Source organism: Gelidibacter japonicus, from assembly GCF_010725055.1.
Lineage (GTDB): Bacteria > Bacteroidota > Bacteroidia > Flavobacteriales > Flavobacteriaceae > Gelidibacter > Gelidibacter japonicus.
In genome coordinates this window covers 23,519-44,768 of sequence record NZ_BJKB01000017.1, presented here as the reverse complement: position 1 = coordinate 44,768, position 21,250 = coordinate 23,519, and the positions used below count along the sequence as shown (strand labels likewise).

The following is a 21,250-nucleotide window of genomic DNA, read 5'->3' as shown; positions in this document are numbered from 1 at the left end:
TATTACAACTTAGAACACAACCAATAAACTAACCGTTATGAGCAAAAAAACAGTAATAATCTTAATATCCGCAGTGGTACTCCTGATCTTGGTGTTGATTGTAGGAAAAAAAGCGGGCTGGTTTGGTAGCACGGGCAACTTTAAAGAGGTCGAAACCCAGGAAGTGACCCTTATGAATATTGTGGAAAAAGTGTCAGCAACTGGAAAAATTCAACCAGAAATTGAAGTAAAAATATCCAGTGAAGTATCGGGAGAAATCATTGAACTTCCATTCAAGGAAGGTGAGCAGGTCAATAAGGGCGACCTGTTGGTACGGATCAATCCTGATCTTATCCAATCTGCTGTTAACAGAAGTCAAGCAACCTATCAAAATATAAAAGCAGGTTTAGAGCAGGCAGAAGCCTCCTTAAGAGAAGCTAAGTTAAGTTATGATCGTAACAAACAGCTTTTTGAGAAAGGGATTATTTCAAAATCAGAGTGGGACAAAGCGGTGTCTGCTTATGAAATAGCCCAGGCAACCCGACAATCGGCTTACTATAATGTTCAGAGCGCGAGCGCATCGGTAAGTGAAGCACTAGACAATTTAAACAGAACTACCATATATGCTCCTATGAGCGGCACCATTTCTAAATTGGATGTCGAATTGGGAGAACGTGTTGTCGGAACTCAGCAAATGGCAGGTACAGAAATTTTAAGGGTAGCCAATTTGAACAATATGGAAGTTGAAATTGATGTGAATGAAAATGATATTGTTAAGGTTCAAATAGGGGATTCTACGATTGTTGAAGTGGATGCCTATCTAAAAAAGGAATTCAAAGGTGTTGTTACAGCCATAGCCAATTCGGCAGCTGGTACACTTACAGCAGACCAAGTCACAAATTTTAAGGTAAAGGTTAGAATCCTTGAAGAGTCCTATCAAGACTTAACTGAAGGTAAGGGTGAGAATTTCTCCCCATTCCGACCTGGGATGACAGCAACGGTTGATATTATCACTAAGAAACGAAAGGATGTAGTAGCTGTCCCAATCAGTGCTATTGTCATTAAAACAGACACCTCTTCAGTTAAAAAGACATACGATAAAAAAGGGGATGATAGTGAAGTGACGCTTTCAAGGGCTGGAAGTGAAGAAAAATTTGAGTGTGTATTCGTGAAAAATAAGTATGAAGCAAAATTAAGAGTTGTGACTACAGGTATTCAGGATGAATCCAATATTGAAATTTTATCTGGTTTAAAGGCAGGCGATGTGATCATTACAGGACCTTATAATGTGGTCTCCAAAACCCTGAATCCCGGGGATAAGATAGAAGTAAAAGGAGAAAGGGAAGCTGCAAAGAAATAGCTTTTAAAAACTACTGAAGTGTCATATATACTAAATATTGAAACGGCAACAACCAATTGCTCTGTCTCTCTTTCTAAGGAAGCAGAGATTTTGGTATTAAAGGAAGATTATAATTCCAATTTTTCGCATGCAGAATCTTTGCATTTATTTATTGATGATGTTTTTAAAGAGGCCAATTTGGAACCTCAAGATATTGACGCCATTGCCGTAAGCAAAGGCCCTGGTTCTTATACCGGGTTACGAATTGGAGTGTCGGCGGCAAAGGGCCTATGTTTTTCATTGGATAAACCCTTAATTTCTGTTGATACCTTAGAGGCTTTGGCCCATCAAATGCAAATAGATTTCGGATGTATTGTACCTATGCTGGATGCCCGTAGAATGGAGGTTTATGCAGCGGTCTATGATTCGCAGTACAAACAGATAAGAGAGATACAGTCTCAGATTTTGGATGAAGATAGCTTTAAGGAGTTTTTAGAACAGGGCAAGGTCTATTTCATTGGGAATGGGGTTGAGAAAACTAAAGAAATTATTCGTCATCCCAACGCAGTCTTTATTGAAAACAAGCTTCCTTCTGCAAATGAAATGGGGAAATTGGCTTACGCTAAATACAAAAATGGCGACATTGAAAATGTCGCCTATTTTGAGCCTTTTTACTTAAAGGATTTCATCGGAACGAAAGCTAAAGTTTAATCCTCTTTACGTATATGTACTTGATGTGGATAAGGGATGTCAATACCTGCGGCATCTAATGCCTGTTTAGTACTTTCCATAATATCATAATAAGTGCTCCAATAATCGGAGTTTTTAACCCAAGGCCTAACGTTAAAATTCAATGAGCTATCCGCCATTGCACTTAATCTAACCAAAGGAGCAGGATCTTCCAATACGAGAGGATGAGAAGTCAACTGTTCCATTAAGATGTCTCTGGTCTGTTTGATATCAGAGTCATAGCCTACCCCAAATACGAAGTCTATTCGACGTAAATCCATAGCGGAATAATTCACAATATTGTCATTTGATAATTTGCCGTTAGGAATAATAATTTCCTTATTGTCAGGAGAAGTCAATTTAGTGGTGAATATCTGGATCTCTCTTACAGAACCTGCTGTACCTTGAGCTTCAATATAATCTCCCACTTTGAAAGGTTTAAAAATCATGAGCAGTATACCTCCTGCAAAATTGGCAAGTGAGCCCTGTAGAGCCAATCCGACAGCTAAACCGGCCGAAGCCAATATCGCAGCAAAAGATGTGGTTTCGATACCAACGGTGCCTAAGATGACAATAATAAGAACTATTTTAAAAGCCCAATTTAAAAGATTGAGTAGAAATTTTTGAAGGCTTATTTCATAATTGCCTTTTTTCATCCCTTTTTCAACGCCTTTCAAAAGTAGTTTAATGACCCATGATCCAATGAACCAAATTACAATAGCCCCCAAAACTCTAGGGCCAAAGTTAATTATCAGTTCATAGCCTTTGTCAATCCATTGTTGCATTTCCATATGATACTTATATTTTATCGTTAGGATGCAAAGTTAGGAATTCTGAAAAGGAAAACACAAGGGGATGGGCCCGTTTATTATAAAAAGGCTAGGGCTGCCAATGCTAAGAGCCCGGGAAGAGATTGAATATAAAATAGTTTGATGTTTTTAGTGGAATAGGCACCGTAAATACCAGCAAAAATGACACATGCCAAAAAGAAAAATGCAAAATATGAGGCGTTCAATAAGAGAGACAACACTAAACCCGCCGCTAAAAAACCATTATACAGACCTTGGTTGGCCGCCAATACTTTTGTGTCTTCGGCAAATGCCTTGGATTTTAATCCAAAACTTTTGATGCCTTTGGGTTTTGTCCAGAAAAACATCTCTAAAACAAGGAAATAGAAATGTTCAAGCGCAACAAAGCTAATGAGAACTATGGTCAGGACGCTCATAGATAAAAAAATAGCGCTTTAAAAAAGCGCTATTGAATGAATTAGTTAACTTCAAATGTTATTTTTAAATTGACACGATACTGTGCCAACTCATTATTTTTAACGGTGACGCTCTGGTCCTTTACATATACAGATTTAATGTTTTTAATTGTTTTGGAGGCATGATCCACCCCGTTTTTTGTAGCGTCTTCCCAGCTTTTATCCGAGCTTGCTAATATTTCAATAACTTTTAATACTGCCATTTTTATAGGTTTTAAATTAATAATTTACTTGTATTCTTAAAGATAAGAATAATAAATTAAAATTAACCATTTAGAGCCTCTACTGTCAAGTCCTTATCTTTGAGCATTTGTTTAAGCATATTTTCGATACCGTTTTTTAAAGTATAGGTTGATGAAGGGCAACCACTACATGCGCCTTGTAAAATAACACTCACTCTTTTTGTTGCAGGATCGTAAGACTGAAACTCAATATTCCCACCATCGCTGGCCACAGCTGGTCTTACATATTCATCAAGAATCGTGATGATTTCTTTTGAGATATCGTCATAGTCGGCAAAGTTGGCTTCAACTTGACTTCCGGTTTTGTTGAGAGCTTTTGGAGCATCTGCTAAAATAATGTCCTTGCCGCTTTCAATATAATTTCTGATAAATTCTCTTAAATCTGTAGTAATTTCGCTCCAATCTGCAACCTCATATTTAGTTACAGAGATGAAATTTTCATCAAAATATACACTTTTCACAAAAGGCAAATGGAATAACTCTGTCGCTAAGGGAGAATACTTGGCATCCTCAATAGAAACAAATTCATATGACGTAGCCACAAGTTGTCTATTGGCTACAAATTTTAAAACCGCAGGATTTGGCGTACTCTCAGCATAAATTGATACTGGTTTCTTCTTTTCCATAGTCTCCCCAGTTACTACCGCATTTCCATCATTGATATACTGTTCAATCTGCTGTGCAACTTCATTTTGGACATCTTCCCACTCAACAATATCATACCGTTCTAGGGCAATGAAATTACCAGATATATACACTTTTTTTATAAAAGGAAGATAAAATAACTGTTGTGCTAAAGGAGAATTCTTGGCTTCGTCAATATTGCTAAATTCAAAGCTTTCGTGATTGGTCAAAAACCTATCAGCTTCAAATTTTAATATTGTAGGATTATTGGTTTTTTGTATTGAAATAGTTGTCGTTTGCATAGGATCATCTCTTTATGCAAAAATAAGGAATCTAAAGAGGAAACCCGATGTTTTTGATAATCATATTTGCCGTTCAGTATAGAAGTAAAACAATGGTTATGGAAATTGGTTTTAAAAGATTTAAGTCGCTTGGGAACATAAGATGGGCGCCTATTTATATGTGTTGAAATTTATTGTGTAAAATAGGAAATGTAATCTTACTTATTTGGGAGTAGATGGGATATCAAGTTCAAAAATTTATATATTTGGCATTTATAGAAAACTGCTCAAGTAAACTGACACTTTAATTTGTGTTGTTGCCAACAGTAGTATTGGCTTTTTGTTGACCTAATACAAAGACAAACGCAAATTAAAGCCGATTTCGCCCTGAAAAGAACAATGAATATGAAGTTTAAAAAGTTTTGTTTACTCGCCTTTGTAATTTTAGCAATTCAGTTTAGTAAGGCACAAGAGGGTTTGCCTATATATTCAGATTATTTAACCGATAATTACTATTTGATCCACCCATCCATGGCCGGTGTTGCCAATTGCGCCAAGATTAGACTAACAGCGCGCAAGCAATGGTTTGGTCAAGATAATGCACCTGCTTTGCAAACCATGAGTATCAATAGTCGTATTGGAGAATCGCAATCGGCCGTTGGTGCTATTGTCTACAATGATAAAAACGGCTATCATTCCCAAACGGGAGCTTATCTCACCTATGCCCACCATTTGATGTTCTCTCGAAATGAGATCGACTTGAATATGTTATCTTTTGGTTTGAGTGCTGGAGCCATTCAATACAAATTAGATGAAACCACATTTTTGGATGAGGGTTTTGACCCTTTGATCACCGGAATCGAACAAAGCGCAACCAATTTTAATATCGATTTTGGATTCTCTTATCATTTTATAAATTTTTACGCCCATGCTACGGTTAAGAATGTTTTGAATAACGACGGAGTCAATTCTAACGCCAATGGCATCTTTAAATATGATAATCTAAGAACCTTCTTGTTCAGCGCAGGAAATGTTTTTTCTAAACTTGGCAGTGAGTGGAGTTATGAGCCATCTATTATGTTTTTATATAGGGACGGTACCAAGGAATCTTCTATTGATCTTAATGCAAAGGTTTATAAAGAGATGGACTTTGGGAAATTATGGGGTGGTATTTCATATAGACGAAGTTTGGATGGTGCTGAGTTTGCCAATGGAACGGGAGTCAGTAGCCAAAACCTCCAATATTTCACACCTTTCCTAGGCCTGGACTATAAGAATTTTGTCTTTGCATATACCTATTCTTATCAAGCAAATTCTGTCGTATTTAATAATGGTGGCTTTCATCAATTGACACTTGGATACAATTTTAATTGTAGAAAGAAGAAGTATGATTGTGCTTGTCCAGCGGTTAATTAAGCTGGCAGTCTTCAGTCTTCGGTCAGTGATCAGCAGTCTAGTTTTATTATTATGTCAATCTTTGTGAAACTTCGCGGTCCTTTGTGCAAACTTTGTGGAATAACTTTTATGTTTTCGTTAATCGTCAACCGTAATCCCTGATACCATCAAGTATCATCAGTTTGTAAGTTCAGTTACTCCCAGGAATAATTTTTCTTTTTTGCCTGTGTCTTGATAGCTTTTATCATGGCATTCTCCAATCCGTTGTCATCCTCTTTCTGTTGTTGAAGGATGTAGACCCTGCGTTTGTCATTCAGGTTTTGAACTTCTTGTTGAATCTTTTCTCGCTCTTCACTTTTTTTGGCCACATAGGCTTTTATTTGCGCTGTTGACTTTCCTTTGAGTTCGGCTGGCAAATCGTCGTCTTTTAAATCTGCATACTTAAACGATTTACTCTTTTCTGCATCTACCAAATCCCAAGTGTCATTTTTATACAAGTGCGAACTTTTACTCACCGTTCTGCTAACTGCATTGGCACTACTGTAGGTTTCGGCATTGGCATCCTGTTCTGACTGTAAGGTCATTCTTTGACGACCTGCACTGCCATAGGCCACATAGGTTTGATTTAACTTTTGGTTCAATTGCAAAATTTTATCATCATAAGGCGAGGCAACATAAGTCGTGTTATGGTTGTGGTTGATGGCCATATAATCGCCATTTGCCAAATCGGCGCCATCCTTCCAATAGCTGGAGATTCCTTGGTTATAATCGCCACAAAAAATAGTGTTGACCGTCACATCTTTACCAAGGGCCATTTTAGCTGCATCTTTATAGCTAACTTTACCTTGTGTGAATGGCTCGTTTCCTGCAATAAAAATGAGTTTGAGATCGACTTGGTTGTTTCCCCAGTTTAATTGCTTTAAGGAAGTTTGAATAACCTGTCCGCAATATTCATTGCCGCCGTTGGTGGTTAATGAAAACAATTGCTTGGAAATCTCATCCAAATCGCTGCTAAATGGTAATACCTGACGGATAAAACCTTCATCGCCATTAAGGTTGTCATTGCCATATTCATAAAGTGCTATTTGTAGATTTGGTTTGGCATCATCACATTTGGCATAAGAGAGTTCATTTACAATTTCCCATAGTTGCGCTTTGGCCTGATCAATCAAACCGTCCATACTGTTACTTGTGTCTAACAGTAACGCTACTTTTATAAATTGTTTGTTTGGAATATGGATTGGGATTTCTGCAAGTGCTATATCAGAATTAGGTGTTTTTGTTGAGTTCCCATTACAGGATAAAAATCCGAAAAGGCACAAGCTCAAGACTGTTGTTTTTAAAATCGTTTTCATCGTTTTTGTTTTTTATATGATACGTAAATCTATCTGCAACTTTCTGAAATAAAAAGTTGGAATGAGTGAGCGTGCTCTATCAATTAGTGAAGAGGTATAACGAATTAGCGAACTGCCGTTTATTGGATCAGAAAGTGAGTGAATTGAAAACACCCGTTTTAAATAGTCAAATAAAACGAGTATTTTTAAACCGTTAAAAATGTATGCAAAAGACTCTTAAATATTTCTTGATCCTTATCCTGTGTTTTACGACGCAGCACATGCCTGCACAAGAAAACGAAAGTAAACAAACTAGATTTATAGTAAGAGGCTCGGTCAGAGAAAGTGATACCTATAAGCCTATTTCAAAAGTCAATATTGAAGTCAATGGCGGAGCATATACTGTGACGGGTAGCGATGGCGAATTCCGAATTCAAGTTAAAAAAGGTGATGAGCTGGTCATCAGGCACAAGGACTTTGAAACGGTTTACCATACTATAACAAGCAATGAGCGCATTTCTGTTGAGGTGAAACCGGCACTTCGAGAATCAACATCAGATTTTAAGTATAAACGAAATGTGCAGAACTTTAATGCACTTATTGACTCTGCTGTTGCCTATCAAAAGAAAGATGCCGAAAAGAGCATTCAATTTATTACCGACGCTTTATTGCAAAGCAGGTCTTCTAAAGAAAATGCCGATGCCTATGAAGTTTTGGGAGATGTCTATATACATTGGAAACAGTACGACTTGGCCGTATCCAATTATCGAATAAGTATTCAAAATTCCGACTCGAATGAAGTCAATTTGAAATTGGCAGCAGCATACAGAAACAATAAGAGTTATCAAGAAAGTATTGGCCTTTACAATAGCTTGATCACTACCAGTTTATCCAATTGGCAATTGACAGTCCTCTATGAAGGACTTGGTGATACCTATGTGGCCATAAAGGAATACGATAAGGCTATTGAAAACTACAAAAAAGGACTTATTGTTGCACAAAGGCATTTGATCAAACCAAAGATCACGGACCTCAACTCAAAAATTGCGCAAACCTATAACATTGCAGGAAACACCAATCAAGCACAGGATTATTTTAAGAATGCGCTCAGTTTGGCCTCCAAGGAAAACAAAGCGCGCTCCGTCAAAGAAAAGGTGACGGTTGCCGATTTTCAAAATACCAATCAGTTGTACAATGATGAAATTGAACTGCGCAAGGAAGCCCTAAAGGATATTGAAGCTATAGAGACGGAATCAGTTATTGATAATGAAAGTCCGCTGACCTCCCAAAAACAGAATTATAAGATTGGAAGTGCCTATTTTGCTAAAAAAGACTATGATAATGCCATTCCTTATCTGGAAAAAAGCATCAAGGAAGCCAATAAAAAGGAGGATCTAATCGTGCAAAAGGATGCCACACGAAAACTGTCGGACGTGTATTATGATGCCGGTGACTATAAGATGGCCCTGGCCACATATAAGGCATATACTGAAGTTGTTGATGAGCTTTATATCAGGAAGGAACAGGAACTGTCTCAAGCCGCACGTTTTAACCGAAATATTGCAGAAAAGCAAAATCGCATCACCACTTTGGAGAGTGATAATAAACTGTCCGAAAGTCTATTCCAGCTTACCACAGAACGTAACAAACGACAGGAATTGATTATATATTCACTTGTTGGTGGCGTTTTGCTCTTATTGGTCACCGCGTATTTTATGTACAAATACATCAAACAGCAGCGTTTTGCAAATAACCTACTGGCATTGAAGTCGTTAAGAAGTCAGATGAATCCGCATTTTATTTTTAATGCCTTGAATTCGGTCAATAGTTTTATCGCATCCAATGATGAACGAACCGCCAATAAATACCTCTCTGATTTTTCACAACTGATGCGAGCCGTTTTGGAGAATAGCGATGAAGATTTCATTCCTTTGGAAAAGGAGATTGAGCTATTAGAACTTTACACCAAATTGGAGCATTTTCGATTCAAGGATAAGTTTGACTATACCATTACTGTTGATGAATCCATTGATATTGATGAATATCAGATTCCGCCAATGCTCTTACAACCCTATATAGAAAATGCTGTTTGGCATGGGCTGCGCTACAAATTGGAAAAAGGACGGCTGGATATTGACATCCACAAAAAAAACGATACCGAAATCACCATTACCATTGCCGATAATGGGATTGGTAGAGAACGTTCAAAAGCCTTAAAAACCGAAAATCAGAAGAAACAAAATTCAAAAGGCATGGGAAATATCAAAAAACGGGTTGCCATTTTGAATGAAATGTATAAAGATAAGGTCGATGTTTTTGTGGAAAACCTCCATGATGCTGAAGATGTAGGGACAAAGGTAGTGGTAACCTTAAAGAAGGATTAAAATAGGCTTGAAGCTCGAGGCGTGTGGCTCGAAGTTTATTGTGAATATGAATTGTATAATAAAGTATAGAAATACAAGGTTAGATCTGTTTTCCTTCTAACTTCGTGCATCCAATTTCCAACCCATTCTTATGAAACTAAAATCAATTATTGTAGAAGACGAACAAACCAGTAGAGAAATTCTAAAGAATTACCTCGATAAATATTGTCCTAGCGTTGAGGTCTTAGGGGAAGCAGCCAATGTTGAAGAGGCCTTGGTCCTCATAAGACATCATGATTTGGACTTGGTGTTTTTAGATGTTGAAATGCCTTATGGGAATGCTTTTGACCTGTTGGATAGGGTAGGCCACATTAATTTTGAGACCGTTTTTGTAACCGCCTATAATCACTACGCGATGGATGCCCTAAATGCCCATGCATCGTATTATTTGATGAAACCCATTTCCATTGATGAATTGATAAAGGCCGTAGATTATGTGATGGAGATTAGAACTAAAGAAGATGCCTTGCAAGATCAGATTCTGGTTACGAAGGCCAAGAGTGTCGATGGAAAAATCACCATTCCAACCCAAGATGGTTTTGAGGTATTGAGTACTGTGGATATTCTTTATTGTAAAGCCGATGACAATTACACTGAAATTTACTTAACTACCGAAAAAAAGAAACTTGTGAGTAAAACCTTGAAGTATTTTGAAGATGCTTTATCCGAATCTGGTTTTGCAAGAGTGCATAAATCCTATCTGGTAAACGTCAACGAGATTGTAAAGTACATAAAAGGGAAGGGCGGTAGTGTTGAACTGAGCAGTGGCAAGCAGATTATGGTGTCCGCTTCCAGGAAATCAGAATTATTGTCTTATTTTAAGTGACAAATTCCTGTGCAGACAGGAATCTCTATTTTAAAAGTTCTATTACTCAATGATTTTAATTTTTTACAGAAAAGCACGATCATCAAGAGATACCATTAACCACAAGGAAATCTCAGTTTCATTCCTGCGCAGGCAGGAATCTCATTGTAGAAGTTCTATTTTAGAAGGATTTTAGTTTTTTACAGAAAATACAATTATCAACATAGACCATTAACCCAAAGGAAATCTCAGTTTCATTCCTGAGACTTCTTTTTTAAAAGGAATTTATATGCCAATCATAAAATCAGTAAAGGGAAAGTATCCTCAAATAGCAGACGATTGCTATATCGCCGAAAATGCCACTATCGTAGGTGAGGTCACCATCGGAACACAATGTAGTGTGTGGTTCAATGCCGTCATACGGGGCGATGTCCATTATATTAAAATAGGTGACAAGGTCAATATCCAAGATGGCGCAGTTATACATGGCACCTACCAGAAATCGCCCACCACTATTGGCAGCAATGTATCTATTGGTCATAATGCCATTGTCCATGGTTGTACTGTTCACGATAATGTCTTGATAGGGATGGGAAGTATTGTGATGGACGATTGTGTTGTGGAAAGCAATAGCATTATTGCTGCAGGTGCTGTGGTCACCAAAAACACCCGTGTGGAATCAGGCAGTATTTATGCCGGTGTACCGGCAAAGAAAGTAAAGGATATCAGTGCTGAATTGATTTCGGGTGAAATCCATCGGATTGCGGAAAATTACGTGACCTATTCCGGTTGGTTTAAGGAAGAATAAGGAACAGAAAACAGAGAACAAAGAACAAAGAACAAAGAACAGAGAACAAGAATCAGGACGTCAGGGTAAAGTTAATTTCGGTGATCAAACATTAACCCTTGTGCACCGCCCGCCTCAACGAATTCAGGCAGAGAAAAGGGTATGTTCGGGATGATGACCAATCAAAACTTCAAATATTGCACCTTATATTTACCGTCTAAAATATCGTTCAATACGTCAATGGTACCATTGGAAAAAAACTGATTGTCACCTTGAGTTGATGTTGTATTTAAAAGTTGACGTTGTTCCAATACGGCTTTTGTTTGCCTTGCCACGGCCTGGCCTGAATCGATGATTTTGACGTGTTTTGGCAACATGTCCAACAATAATGGGATGAGATAAGGATAGTGTGTACAGCCTAAAACCAAATAATCAATATCCGCTTCGATCATGGGTTTAAGATAGGTTTTCAGTAAAGATTTCATTTCTTCACTGTTTGTTTTCCCTTCTTCAATAAGTGCCACAATACCTTCGCCTACTTGTTCAATCACTTTGATGCCGTCACTGTAAAGATCTGTGGTTTTATGAAACAACTCACTGCTGAGGGTGCCCTTGGTGGCCAAAATACCAATGGCTTTTGTTTGTGTACTCAAAGCAGCCGGTTTAATGGCTGGTTCAATGCCTATAAAAGGAATGTCGTAAGACTCTCTTAATGTTGTGATGGCGTTGGTGGTTGCGGTATTGCAAGCTACTACAATGAGCTTACACTTTTTTTTGATCAGCAACTCTGTATTCTTAATACTTAAATCAATGATTTCTCGTTTAGTTTTATTGCCATAGGGGGCATTAAAACTATCTGCCAAATAAATGGTATGCTCATTTGGAAGGAGAGCCTTTATCTCTTTAAATATAGAGGTCCCGCCAATACCCGAGTCGAAGATGCCAATTGGTTGCGTGCTCATAGGACAAAAATAGGAAAGCCACTTGTTAAAAGTGGCTTTCCATGTGATTTTTTTGTTTCGATATAAGATAGATTTAGAAACCTAAATCTTTTTTAACGTCTGCAATAAGGTCTTTTCCTTCAGCTAAGATTACACCTGAACCTGGAGAGGAATCCAACACATATTGGAAACCTTGTGCTTTTGCAACTTTTTTGATAGATGCCTCAGCTCTATCCGTAATTGGCTTTAACAAGTCAAATTCCTTTTTTTGAAGATCTTGTTGTGCAGTGTTTTGGTATTCACGAATACTCTGTTGCATACCTTGTACTTCTTGAGATCTCTTGGCATTTTCTTCATCAGTCTTGCTGTCAACCTCAGCTTGATACTGCTTCATTTTGTTTTGAAGCTCAGTAGCCATGGTTTGAATTTCAGTCTCATATGTTTTTTGCAATTTTTCTAGTTCTGCTTGAGCACTTTTCATTGCTGGCATTGATTTAATGAGCTCTTGCGTGTTGATATGAGCAATTTTACTTTGGGCATTAGTGAAGCTTGTTGCTCCAATAAAAAGTAGTCCTGCAAATAAAAGGGTCTTAAAATGTTTCATTTTTAAAATAGTATTACGTGTTATAATTATTAATTGTTTTTAGTTATTGTTGTTTGGAACGGAATCCTTAGATTTTTTTTGGGCTTCTCGTTCTTCTTTTGCTTTTCTACGTTCTTCTAGTATTTTATTTCTGCGTTCTTCAAGTTCTTTTTGTCGTGCTTCACGGTCAGCGGCTTGTTGTTGTCTTTTTTCCTCGGCAATTTGTGCTGCCGTTTTCTTTGTGCTTCCCTCAGCCGCTTTACTTTTGGTTTCAGTCTTTACCGAGGTGCTGTCTTGAGGATTATTTTTATTTTCTCTTTCAGCTTTGGCCTTTGCTCTTTCTTCCAATATTTTTTGGCGTCTTGCATCAACATCAGCCTTAATAGAGTCTCTAATGGCCTGTTGCTCTGCTCTTCGGGCTTCAGCCTCTTTTATACGTTCATTTCTCTTGTCCTCTAATGCTTGTTCACGCGCATCCAATTCTTTATTGATTACCGGAACAACATCTTCTTCTGCTGCGGCTCTTCGTTCTGATTTGGTTTGTGCCTGCGTTCGTTTTGATGATCTGGTGATACTTCTCAGAACTAACTCACTGAGATCATAACGTTCTGCGGCATATAACATGACAACGTCAGCCGATTTGTCGAAAATAAAATCATATTCCCTGCTTCCCGCAATTTCCTGAACTGCTGCAAAAATTTGATCTTGGATGGGCTGGATCAATTGAGTCTTTTGAATCATCAAATCGCCATTTGGACCAAATCGTTTTTGTTGGTAATCCAAAATTTCCTTTTCCTCAAAGCTGATATCTTCAAAACGTTCTTCATATAATTCCTTGGTTAAAAGCACGCGCTCATTGTTAAGCTGTGATTTTTTTTGATCCAAGGCGGCCAATCGCTGTTCTACATCAGATTTCCATTGAAGGACTTTAGCGTCCAACTGCGCTGTGGCCTCTTGGTATTCTGGAACATTTTGTAAAATATACTCAGTGTCTATATACCCAATTCTTACACCACGCTGTGCATTTGAAGTAAAGCTCAAAAGACTTATGACGGTCACTAAAAAAAGAACTTTGTGTTTCATCTGTTTATATTTTATCATTTATTGGTCACGCTATAAATTCTAAAACGACAGATTAACTTAACGACTCTGTCTGATCAGCGTAATATTTTTCAAATTAACGAAATATATTCTAAAAAATTTTAACACTTCAACTAAATCGTCAAAGTATCAATAGAAAATACCATGCCAAACTTAAAATTGCTGTCCAATAATAAAGTGGGTTTCCCACCCGTTTTTTTCTAATTGACCTGGAAGTGCATCGAATCCATGACCAAAGTCAATGCCCAACAATCCAAACGCAGGCATGAAAATTCTTAGGCCAACACCCGCAGAACGCTTAAGGTTGAACGGATTATAATCTTTGAAATTATCAAATGAGTTTCCACCCTCCATAAACCCTAGAGCGTAAATTTTTGCTTGTGCACCTAATGTAATTGGGTAACGAAGTTCCAATGAAAATTTGTTGTAAATAGTTCCACCGTCTTGTGATGACAATGATTGGTTTGGATAACCTCTCATGGCTATGGACTCTCTACCATCCAATGAATAGTTTCCTAAACCATCGCCTCCAACAAAGAAACGTTCAAAAGGAATCACCCCTCTGTCATTATTGTATGCTCCAAGAAAACCGAACTCAAGACCAGACTTAATGACCAATTTGTCAATAATCTGAGTGTACCAATCGCCTTTAAATTTAATTTTATAAAACTCCAACCATTTGTAACGCTCTTGATCAATTTCTCCCATACGGGCGTAGTCGTCAGGATCAGATGGGTCTAATGCGGCTCTTTCGTCTTTTAGTGCAGTATAATCAACATTGTTCAGAAGTGAAAACGGCGGAGACACTTTGGCGGTAACAGAAAAACTTGACCCTCCAGTTGGGTAAATTGGATCAGTATGGGTATTGTTTCTGCTAAGGCCAACAGTATAAGCTAGGTTATTGGAGTAACCATTACCGAAGGTGAAAAGACCTGTGTTATAGTTCTGTAAATCGTAATGTTGGAAACTTACCGCTTGAGATAAAGTGAAATAGTCATCTGGCTGCGTCAAACGCTTGGCAAGGCCAACAGTAACTCCGGTGATAGTAAAGCTCTTGCTTTTGTCTGCATCTCTTGTTCTAGGGTTGTACAAGAACTGCATGGTATGCGATAAAGAGGTTGAAAATTGGATTGGACGTTTTCCTCCCATCCATGGCTCAGTAAAAGAGAAGCTATAGGTCTGATAAAAACGACTCGCCTGTAATCGCAAAGCTAAACTTTGGCCGTCACCAGTGGGTACTGGCTTGTAGGCTTCGCCTTTAAAAATGTCTTTTATGGCAAAGTTATTGAAGGACAGACCGAGTGTTCCAATAAAGCCACCGCCACCATAACCTCCTTGAAGTTCGATTTGACTGGATCCTTTTTCCACAACGGAATATTCCATATCCAAAGTCCCTTCATTGGGATTGGCATTTTTGAAATTCGGGCTCAATTGCTGCGCATCAAAGAAACCTAATTGACCAAGCTCTCTCACTGTTCTTACAACGGCACTCTTACTATAAAGCTGCCCTGGGCGGGTTCTTAACTCTCTATAGATTACACGGTCATTGGTTTTGTCGTTTCCAACAACAGTAACATTGTTAAAATAGGCCGGCTTTCCTTCTGAGATACGGATCTCCATATCAATAACATTTCCATCCGCACTAACTTCAACTGGATTGATTGTTGAGAACAAATAACCATTGTCTTGATAGAGGTTGGTGATGTCTTGCGCGTCAGGTCTTGAGTTGTCGGCAATTCTCTTTTTGAGTTCCACACCATTATAGGTGTCTCCTTCCTTAATACCCAACAATGCACCTAATTGTTGGTCAGTAAAGATGGTATTTCCAACAAAAGCAATTTTGCCAAAAGTATATTTTTCACCTTCTTCTATCTTGATTGCTATTGATAACGTACCGTCTTCATTGGTGTAAATAGAATCGGAAATCACACGGGCATCTCTATAACCATTTTCCTTATACTTGTCAATCACGCTTACCAAGTCTTCTTTATAATTGTCTTTCACGTATTTTGAACGCTTCAGAAAACGTAAAAAGTTTCTTTGCTTGGTGTGTTTCATGGCTTTTCTGAGCTTTTTGTCACTCAGTTTTTCATTCCCAACAAAATCAATCTCTTTGATTTTAACCTTATCGTTCTTTTCTATGTTCACCAACATATTGACCCGGCTTTTCTCAATAGAGTCCATTACAGGTGTTGTAGTTACTGTGACCTTGGTATTGTAAAAGCCTTCCTTTTTGTATTTATTGGTAAGGTAGTTTTTGGTTGTAGTAATCAAGTTTTCGGTGACTTTGACACCTCGGTTCAATTTGTTGTCTTTTATTAAGGCTTCTTTTTTACCTTTTTTGACACCTCTAATCTCCACATCATTGAGTTCAGGTAAATCTTGAAGATTAATCTCCAAATAGGCCTGATCACCTTCAGTCTTGGTGAGATAGATATCTATACTGCTGAAAAGATTTGAACCCCATAGTTTTTTAAGAGCTTCGCTGATGCGCTCTCCAGGGATGGCGATGACTTCGCCTTTTCTTAGGCCTGAATAAGTAACGATAGTTGCTTCACTAAAATTAGTGTCGCCAGTAACGATGATTTCGGCTATGGTGTATTTTTGTCCAGAACTAAAAGGGCTTTCCTGTGCAAAAGATGCCAAGGAAACTAAAAGAAAGAAGGCACTGAGAAAGGTATTAAAAATTGTTTTCAAAAGCATGTTATTAGCTGAGTTGTTCACTTGTTTTTCCAAATCGTCGTTCTCTATTTTGATAGTCTATCAAAGCGGTATATAAATCATGCTTTTTAAAATCGGGCCATAAAATACTGGTGAAATATAATTCAGCATAAGCAATTTGCCATAACAAGAAATTACTGATTCTTTGTTCTCCACTGGTCCTGATGAGCAAGTCTACATCTGGCAAATTTTGCGTGTAAAGATGCTTATTAATAATGGATTCGTCAATAGAATCGCTTGAAATTATATTATTTTTAACTTTATCAGATATTTTTTTAACCATATTTATGAGTTCCTCTCTCGAGCCATAACTCAGTGCAAGGGTCAGAATCATTCTCTTATTGTTTTTGGTTTTTTCTATGACTTCTTCTAGTTCTTCTTTTGCTTTTTTCGGCAAATCATTCAAACAGCCTATGGCATTGAGCCTAATGTCATTGTCCTGTAAAGTTTTAATCTCTTTTTTCAAGGATTTGACCAACAGCTTCATGAGTGTTTTTACTTCCACTTTCGGACGGTTCCAGTTTTCCGTAGAAAATGCATAAAGCGTAAGATGTTTGATGCCGATTTCGGCACTGGCTTCAACGACTTCCCTTACGGATTTAGTGCCGTTTTCATGACCAATGACCCGAAGGAGTCCTTGTTGTTTTGCCCAACGGCCGTTACCGTCCATAATGATGGCCAGATGGTTGGGAAGTTTGTCGGTATGTATCTGTTCTTTTAAATCCACTTAAAAATTACAATAACAAGGTTTTTGACCAAAGGTGTAAGTTAGGGTAATCCCAGAAAACACATACCAGTCATTGCTGTTTAAATTACCAAAACTAAAAGGTGCTCTGGAAGGTGCGTCTGGAACACTACCGTCTATTTCATCTGAGAAGGTATATCTTATTCCAATTTCAGCGCCTAGTATGACACCATCTAACATGGTTGTTGTTTTAAATCCCAAAATCATAGGAATACCATAAGCCCAACTTTGTGAATTCTCAGAGGTTTGGACACCCCCTTGAAAGAAGTAGTTGTTATGTCTTGCGGTTGAAATTCCTGTATAAAGGTAGGGGGTCATTTGAGGATCAGTACTATGAAGATCAAAATCTAAAAACGTAAATTCCATACCTGCCGAAAATTCTAAAATTGAATTTTTAAAATTATAATTTCTTGCAATTCTTCTCGGATCATTCGAACGGCCATCAATGCCCTCCAATTCAGTAAACATTAGAGAAGCCCTGAACGAATGTCTCGGACTTCTATTCCATTTTATCAGTAGACCCATTGCTGGCTTGTTGGGTGCAATGTATGTTGTTGAGCCGACATCACCAATAAAGTTGCTTCCACCAAGGAATAAACCACCTTCGTAAATTTGGGCTTGTATGTTCGAGATAAAACAAACACTAAATATTATTAAAATGATATATCTCATATAATTTTAAAAGTTTGCAAATATAATAAATAAGATTAGCCTATAACAATTTGAATCAAATTGTATTACAGATAAACAGTATTTAAAAGCTTTTATTGTTTAGTTGCGTTTATCCTCTCCCCAAAGCAGTTTTTTGCGAAGGGTATCAATAAAGCTCTCACTATGGAGTTCAATCATCTTTATTTTGAAGCTTGCCTTCTTGACAGTAACAATGGTACTGTTGTGCAAAGTTGCGATTCGTGAGTCCAATGAAATCAAATAAAAGTCTTCGCGCCCATCAACCTTTAATTGGATTTGGGTGTCGTCAGGAATAACCAAGGGTCTTGCACTTAAATTGTGCGGTGCGATAGGCGTTATGACAAAGCTCTTTGCGTCCGGAGAAATTACGGGGCCACCACAGCTAAGTGAGTATCCTGTGGAACCTGTGGGGCTGGAAACAATTAAGCCATCTGCCCAATAGGATGTTAAATACTCTCCATTTAAATGCGTGTTTACCGTAATCATGGAGGTGGTATTTTTTCGACTTATGGCTATTTCGTTGAGTGCGAAATTGAGCTGTACTAAGTCTTTGTTTTCAGGATTGGTTTCGATACTTAACAGGCTGCGTTCTGAAATTCTGTAGTCGCCTTCGTAAATGCTGTCAAGAGCACTCTCAATTTGATTGTTTTGTATCGTTGCCAAAAAGCCTAGGCGGCCAGTATTAATTCCAATAATGGGTATGGAAAGATCACTTACATAGGTTATTGCCCTTAAAATAGTGCCATCGCCGCCAATGCTAATGAGCAGGTCAAAGGAATTGTCGAGGGTTTGAAAAACTTCAAATTCCTTATAATTGTTTTTAAGGTCAAAATGCTTGTCGATAAGCCTATAAAACTGATTTTCAATAAAAACATTAGCTTTTTTCTGCGACAAATAATTCAAAAGTGTCCCTATGCATGTCTCTTTATTCTTGAAATTCTGACTATAAATAGCAATTTTCATAGACTTACATATTAAGGTATTTGTTCAAATATTCTGAACGCTCCTTTAAGTTTTCAATATAGGTGTCCTCTTCGTGGCCGGATATAATATTATAGCTGTATCTTCTAAAGGTTTGTATGACGTCATTAAGCCCTAAACTACCAATTTTAAGTGTGACTTGAACCAGATCATCTTCCATTTTGGAGATGAACGCGCCTAAAATCTTGGCGTCATTGGATTCTACGATCTGGCAGATTTCACTAAACGAATAATCTTGAATGCCTTTTTCAATGATTAGAGTGCCGCCATGTTCTGAAAAGAATGGCGTTTCATTAAATCTTCCAATAATGTCATTGAGCTCGTAATAGCCTAAATAGTTGTTTTGAGTATCTAATACTGGCATAATATTGCATGAATTATGGGCAAAGGATTCCAAAACATCCAACCAAGGGGTATCTAATCTCACAAAAAATCCTTCTAAGGAATGGCTGCATTCTAAAATAGTGTCTTTGCCGTCAAAACAATGGACATCGGTCTCAGAGATGCATCCAAGATATGCTTGATTGTTTTCAATTGGAATATGAGAATACGTCAGCTCATTGAACATCAATTTAAGGTCGCTTACCTTATCATTTATGTTTAGTGGCTTAATATCGTTAATAATATATTCTCGTAATGGCATGTTCTTGGTTTTGTTCTTGCAAAATAATTAAAAATAACAACAAAAAGCATGATCTACTTTGTATTTTTGTCCTTTAAAATAAAAGCTATGACAAAGTTGAGCGTAAATATCAATAAGATTGCAACCCTTAGAAATTCAAGAGGTGGGGATGTTCCGAATGTGGTTCAATTTGCGAGAGATGTTCAAAAGTTTGGTGCCCAAGGCGTCACCATCCATCCAAGACCTGATGAAAGACATATTCGCTATCAGGATGTGTATGATTTAAAGTCAGAAGTATATACTGAATTTAATATTGAAGGCAATCCGATCCGGCAATTTATGGATATGGTCCTGGAGGTGAAGCCTACTCAAGTTACTTTAGTGCCTGATGCGGAGGATGCAATTACATCTAACGCGGGATGGGACACCATTAAACATAAAGACTATTTGGTTGATGTCATCAAAGAATTTAAACAGAACGGGATTCGCACTTCTATTTTTGTGGATCCTGTAATGAAGCAAATCGAAGGTGCAAAAGCTACGGGAACAGATAGGATTGAATTGTACACTGAAGCCTATGCAGACGCCTACAGTCTCGGAGATAAAATGGGAATCAAACCTTACAGAGATTGCGCCATTTTAGCCAGTGCACTGGGTTTGGGCCTCAATGCAGGACATGACCTGTCTTTAGATAATATCAAATATTTCAAGCAGAATATTCCTGACTTGTTGGAAGTTTCAATTGGGCATGCCTTAATTTCTGAAAGTTTGTATTTGGGCATTGAAAATGTAATCAATATGTATTTGAGACAGTTGAAATAGTAGGCAGTCTTCAGTCATCGTTCATAAATCAACAATCATAAATCAACAATCATAAATCATCATGAATCTTCATTCCACTATTTTAGGCCAAGGCCAAACGTTTGTTTTTCTCCATGGATTTTTGGGTATGAGCGACAATTGGAAAACATTAGGTACGCAATTCAGTGAGGAAGGATATGAGGTGCATCTTATTGATCAACGTAATCACGGTCGCAGTTTTCACAGTGATGAATTTAACTACGAGGTCATGGTAGAAGATTTGAAGCGTTATTGTGATGAACATAATATACATGACATCGTTCTTTTAGGGCATTCTATGGGAGGGAAAACTGCTATGCTATTTGCGGTTGAATACCCTGAATTGGTTTCTAAATTGATCATCGCCGATATTTCACCACGCTATTATCCCACCCATCATGATGACATTTTGAATGGTTTATCTGCTTTAGACTTTGAAAAACTTAAAAGTAGAGGTGCTGCAGATAAAGAATTAAAACGTTATGTTTCTGATTCGGGGACGAGACAGTTTTTACTCAAGAATTTATATTGGAAAGAAAAAGGGAAACTTGCATTACGTATCAATTTAGAAGTTTTAAAAGAGCAGGTGAATGAGGTAGGAGAGCCTTTACCGATGCATGCCAAGTTTGAAAAGGAAACCTTGTTTTTACGTGGTGATCGCTCTGAGTATATTTCATTTCAAGATGAAAGTTTGATTCATTCACACTTTCCGAAAGCTGAAATTGTGACGATTTCCAATGCCGGTCATTGGTTGCATGCTGAAAATCCGACCGATTTTTATAATGCCGTAATTGAATTTTTAAATTAAACGCTTCATACATAAA

Annotated in this window: 21 protein-coding genes; 8 read left to right on the top strand and 13 right to left on the bottom strand. The window is 37.7% G+C overall.

All coding sequences use genetic code 11. From position 1 onward, the window contains the following. The first annotated feature begins 37 nt into the window (after window positions 1–37). Both G6N06_RS15700 and tsaB read left to right on the top strand, forming a co-directional pair. Window positions 38–1,339 (top strand): efflux RND transporter periplasmic adaptor subunit, encoded by a 1,302-nt coding sequence (locus G6N06_RS15700; RefSeq protein ID WP_163517737.1) that lies wholly within the window; start codon window positions 38–40, stop codon window positions 1,337–1,339. Between the two features lie 18 nt (window positions 1,340–1,357). Further along, window positions 1,358–2,029 carry a tRNA (adenosine(37)-N6)-threonylcarbamoyltransferase complex dimerization subunit type 1 TsaB gene (gene tsaB / locus G6N06_RS15695; RefSeq protein WP_163517736.1) on the top strand — a complete coding sequence of 224 codons (672 nt, stop codon included), beginning with the start codon at window positions 1,358–1,360 and terminating at the stop codon, window positions 2,027–2,029. Here the strand turns inward: tsaB and G6N06_RS15690 are convergent. From G6N06_RS15690 to G6N06_RS15675, 4 genes are all read right to left on the bottom strand, one after another. Then, complete coding sequence (locus G6N06_RS15690) at window positions 2,026–2,838, bottom strand: mechanosensitive ion channel family protein (protein ID WP_163517735.1); 813 nt, start codon at window positions 2,836–2,838, stop codon at window positions 2,026–2,028. The genes tsaB and G6N06_RS15690 overlap by 4 nt on opposite strands. A gap of 77 nt (window positions 2,839–2,915) precedes the next feature. Continuing rightward, window positions 2,916–3,272 (bottom strand): DUF1304 domain-containing protein, encoded by a 357-nt coding sequence (locus tag G6N06_RS15685; protein WP_163517734.1) that lies wholly within the window; start codon window positions 3,270–3,272, stop codon window positions 2,916–2,918. A gap of 41 nt (window positions 3,273–3,313) precedes the next feature. Further along, on the bottom strand, window positions 3,314–3,514 hold the full coding sequence (locus G6N06_RS15680; RefSeq protein ID WP_163517733.1) for a dodecin family protein: 201 nt from the start codon (window positions 3,512–3,514) through the stop codon (window positions 3,314–3,316). Window positions 3,515–3,576: 62 nt separating this feature from the next. Beyond that, entirely contained in the window at window positions 3,577–4,479 is a 903-nt protein-coding gene (locus G6N06_RS15675; protein ID WP_163517732.1) for a NifU family protein, read from the bottom strand. 384 nt (window positions 4,480–4,863) lie between these two features. Between G6N06_RS15675 and G6N06_RS15670 the strand changes: the two genes are divergently transcribed. Then, window positions 4,864–5,874 (top strand): PorP/SprF family type IX secretion system membrane protein, encoded by a 1,011-nt coding sequence (locus G6N06_RS15670; RefSeq protein WP_163517731.1) that lies wholly within the window; start codon window positions 4,864–4,866, stop codon window positions 5,872–5,874. Between the two features lie 173 nt (window positions 5,875–6,047). Here G6N06_RS15670 and G6N06_RS15665 read toward each other — a convergent pair whose 3' ends face one another. Next, window positions 6,048–7,208 (bottom strand): vWA domain-containing protein, encoded by a 1,161-nt coding sequence (locus tag G6N06_RS15665; protein ID WP_163517730.1) that lies wholly within the window; start codon window positions 7,206–7,208, stop codon window positions 6,048–6,050. Between the two features lie 203 nt (window positions 7,209–7,411). Here G6N06_RS15665 and G6N06_RS15660 point away from each other — a divergent pair, with 203 nt between their 5' ends. From G6N06_RS15660 to G6N06_RS15650, 3 genes are all read left to right on the top strand, one after another. Continuing rightward, entirely contained in the window at window positions 7,412–9,571 is a 2,160-nt protein-coding gene (locus G6N06_RS15660; protein WP_163517729.1) for a histidine kinase, read from the top strand. Between the two features lie 130 nt (window positions 9,572–9,701). Beyond that, window positions 9,702–10,436, top strand: a complete 735-nt coding sequence (locus tag G6N06_RS15655) for a LytR/AlgR family response regulator transcription factor (RefSeq protein WP_163517728.1) — start codon at window positions 9,702–9,704, stop codon at window positions 10,434–10,436. 268 nt (window positions 10,437–10,704) lie between these two features. After that, window positions 10,705–11,223 carry a gamma carbonic anhydrase family protein gene (locus tag G6N06_RS15650; protein WP_163517727.1) on the top strand — a complete coding sequence of 173 codons (519 nt, stop codon included), beginning with the start codon at window positions 10,705–10,707 and terminating at the stop codon, window positions 11,221–11,223. A 161-nt stretch (window positions 11,224–11,384) separates the two neighbouring features. On the opposite strand, the gene murI is transcribed toward G6N06_RS15650, so the two are convergent. The 8 genes from murI to G6N06_RS15610 form a co-directional block, all read right to left on the bottom strand. Further along, window positions 11,385–12,164, bottom strand: coding sequence for a glutamate racemase (gene murI, locus G6N06_RS15645; RefSeq protein ID WP_163517726.1), 780 nt, complete (start codon window positions 12,162–12,164; stop codon window positions 11,385–11,387). Between the two features lie 73 nt (window positions 12,165–12,237). Beyond that, window positions 12,238–12,747, bottom strand: a complete 510-nt coding sequence (locus G6N06_RS15640) for an OmpH/Skp family outer membrane protein (protein ID WP_163517725.1) — start codon at window positions 12,745–12,747, stop codon at window positions 12,238–12,240. 39 nt (window positions 12,748–12,786) lie between these two features. Continuing rightward, window positions 12,787–13,809, bottom strand: coding sequence for an OmpH/Skp family outer membrane protein (locus G6N06_RS15635; protein ID WP_163517724.1), 1,023 nt, complete (start codon window positions 13,807–13,809; stop codon window positions 12,787–12,789). 171 nt (window positions 13,810–13,980) lie between these two features. Continuing rightward, the gene (locus tag G6N06_RS15630; RefSeq protein WP_163517723.1) at window positions 13,981–16,530 is read right to left on the bottom strand and encodes a BamA/OMP85 family outer membrane protein; all 2,550 of its coding nucleotides are present in this window, start codon (window positions 16,528–16,530) and stop codon (window positions 13,981–13,983) included. 4 nt (window positions 16,531–16,534) lie between these two features. Further along, on the bottom strand, window positions 16,535–17,275 hold the full coding sequence (gene uppS, locus G6N06_RS15625) for an undecaprenyl pyrophosphate synthase (protein WP_163517722.1): 741 nt from the start codon (window positions 17,273–17,275) through the stop codon (window positions 16,535–16,537). Then, window positions 17,276–17,965, bottom strand: coding sequence for a type IX secretion system protein PorG (gene porG / locus G6N06_RS15620; RefSeq protein ID WP_163517721.1), 690 nt, complete (start codon window positions 17,963–17,965; stop codon window positions 17,276–17,278). 99 nt (window positions 17,966–18,064) lie between these two features. After that, window positions 18,065–18,946 (bottom strand): NAD kinase, encoded by an 882-nt coding sequence (locus G6N06_RS15615; protein ID WP_163517720.1) that lies wholly within the window; start codon window positions 18,944–18,946, stop codon window positions 18,065–18,067. Window positions 18,947–18,950: 4 nt separating this feature from the next. Then, entirely contained in the window at window positions 18,951–19,607 is a 657-nt protein-coding gene (locus tag G6N06_RS15610; protein WP_163517719.1) for a CBS domain-containing protein, read from the bottom strand. A gap of 87 nt (window positions 19,608–19,694) precedes the next feature. On the opposite strand from G6N06_RS15610, the gene G6N06_RS15605 reads away from it, so the two are divergent. Together G6N06_RS15605 and G6N06_RS15600 are read left to right on the top strand one after the other, a co-directional pair. Beyond that, window positions 19,695–20,408 (top strand): pyridoxine 5'-phosphate synthase, encoded by a 714-nt coding sequence (locus G6N06_RS15605; RefSeq protein WP_163517718.1) that lies wholly within the window; start codon window positions 19,695–19,697, stop codon window positions 20,406–20,408. A gap of 61 nt (window positions 20,409–20,469) precedes the next feature. Continuing rightward, on the top strand, window positions 20,470–21,234 hold the full coding sequence (locus G6N06_RS15600; RefSeq protein WP_163517717.1) for an alpha/beta fold hydrolase: 765 nt from the start codon (window positions 20,470–20,472) through the stop codon (window positions 21,232–21,234). Window positions 21,235–21,250: the final 16 nt, after the last annotated feature.

Excerpts from the sequence above, each read along its gene's own strand:
- G6N06_RS15700 (WP_163517737.1), top strand. The coding sequence starts at position 38 with ATGAGCAAAAAAACAGTAATAATCTTAATATCCGCAGTGGTACTCCTG.
- G6N06_RS15690 (WP_163517735.1), bottom strand. The coding sequence starts at position 2,838 with ATGGAAATGCAACAATGGATTGACAAAGGCTATGAACTGATAATTAAC.
- G6N06_RS15685 (WP_163517734.1), bottom strand. The coding sequence starts at position 3,272 with ATGAGCGTCCTGACCATAGTTCTCATTAGCTTTGTTGCGCTTGAACAT.
- G6N06_RS15680 (WP_163517733.1), bottom strand. The coding sequence starts at position 3,514 with ATGGCAGTATTAAAAGTTATTGAAATATTAGCAAGCTCGGATAAAAGC.
- G6N06_RS15675 (WP_163517732.1), bottom strand. The coding sequence starts at position 4,479 with ATGCAAACGACAACTATTTCAATACAAAAAACCAATAATCCTACAATA.
- G6N06_RS15670 (WP_163517731.1), top strand. The coding sequence starts at position 4,864 with ATGAAGTTTAAAAAGTTTTGTTTACTCGCCTTTGTAATTTTAGCAATT.
- G6N06_RS15665 (WP_163517730.1), bottom strand. The coding sequence starts at position 7,208 with ATGAAAACGATTTTAAAAACAACAGTCTTGAGCTTGTGCCTTTTCGGA.
- G6N06_RS15660 (WP_163517729.1), top strand. The coding sequence starts at position 7,412 with ATGCAAAAGACTCTTAAATATTTCTTGATCCTTATCCTGTGTTTTACG.
- G6N06_RS15655 (WP_163517728.1), top strand. The coding sequence starts at position 9,702 with ATGAAACTAAAATCAATTATTGTAGAAGACGAACAAACCAGTAGAGAA.
- G6N06_RS15650 (WP_163517727.1), top strand. The coding sequence starts at position 10,705 with ATGCCAATCATAAAATCAGTAAAGGGAAAGTATCCTCAAATAGCAGAC.
- murI (WP_163517726.1), bottom strand. The coding sequence starts at position 12,164 with ATGAGCACGCAACCAATTGGCATCTTCGACTCGGGTATTGGCGGGACC.
- G6N06_RS15640 (WP_163517725.1), bottom strand. The coding sequence starts at position 12,747 with ATGAAACATTTTAAGACCCTTTTATTTGCAGGACTACTTTTTATTGGA.
- G6N06_RS15635 (WP_163517724.1), bottom strand. The coding sequence starts at position 13,809 with ATGAAACACAAAGTTCTTTTTTTAGTGACCGTCATAAGTCTTTTGAGC.
- G6N06_RS15630 (WP_163517723.1), bottom strand. The coding sequence starts at position 16,530 with ATGCTTTTGAAAACAATTTTTAATACCTTTCTCAGTGCCTTCTTTCTT.
- porG (WP_163517721.1), bottom strand. The coding sequence starts at position 17,965 with ATGAGATATATCATTTTAATAATATTTAGTGTTTGTTTTATCTCGAAC.
- G6N06_RS15615 (WP_163517720.1), bottom strand. The coding sequence starts at position 18,946 with ATGAAAATTGCTATTTATAGTCAGAATTTCAAGAATAAAGAGACATGC.
- G6N06_RS15610 (WP_163517719.1), bottom strand. The coding sequence starts at position 19,607 with ATGCCATTACGAGAATATATTATTAACGATATTAAGCCACTAAACATA.
- G6N06_RS15605 (WP_163517718.1), top strand. The coding sequence starts at position 19,695 with ATGACAAAGTTGAGCGTAAATATCAATAAGATTGCAACCCTTAGAAAT.
- G6N06_RS15600 (WP_163517717.1), top strand. The coding sequence starts at position 20,470 with ATGAATCTTCATTCCACTATTTTAGGCCAAGGCCAAACGTTTGTTTTT.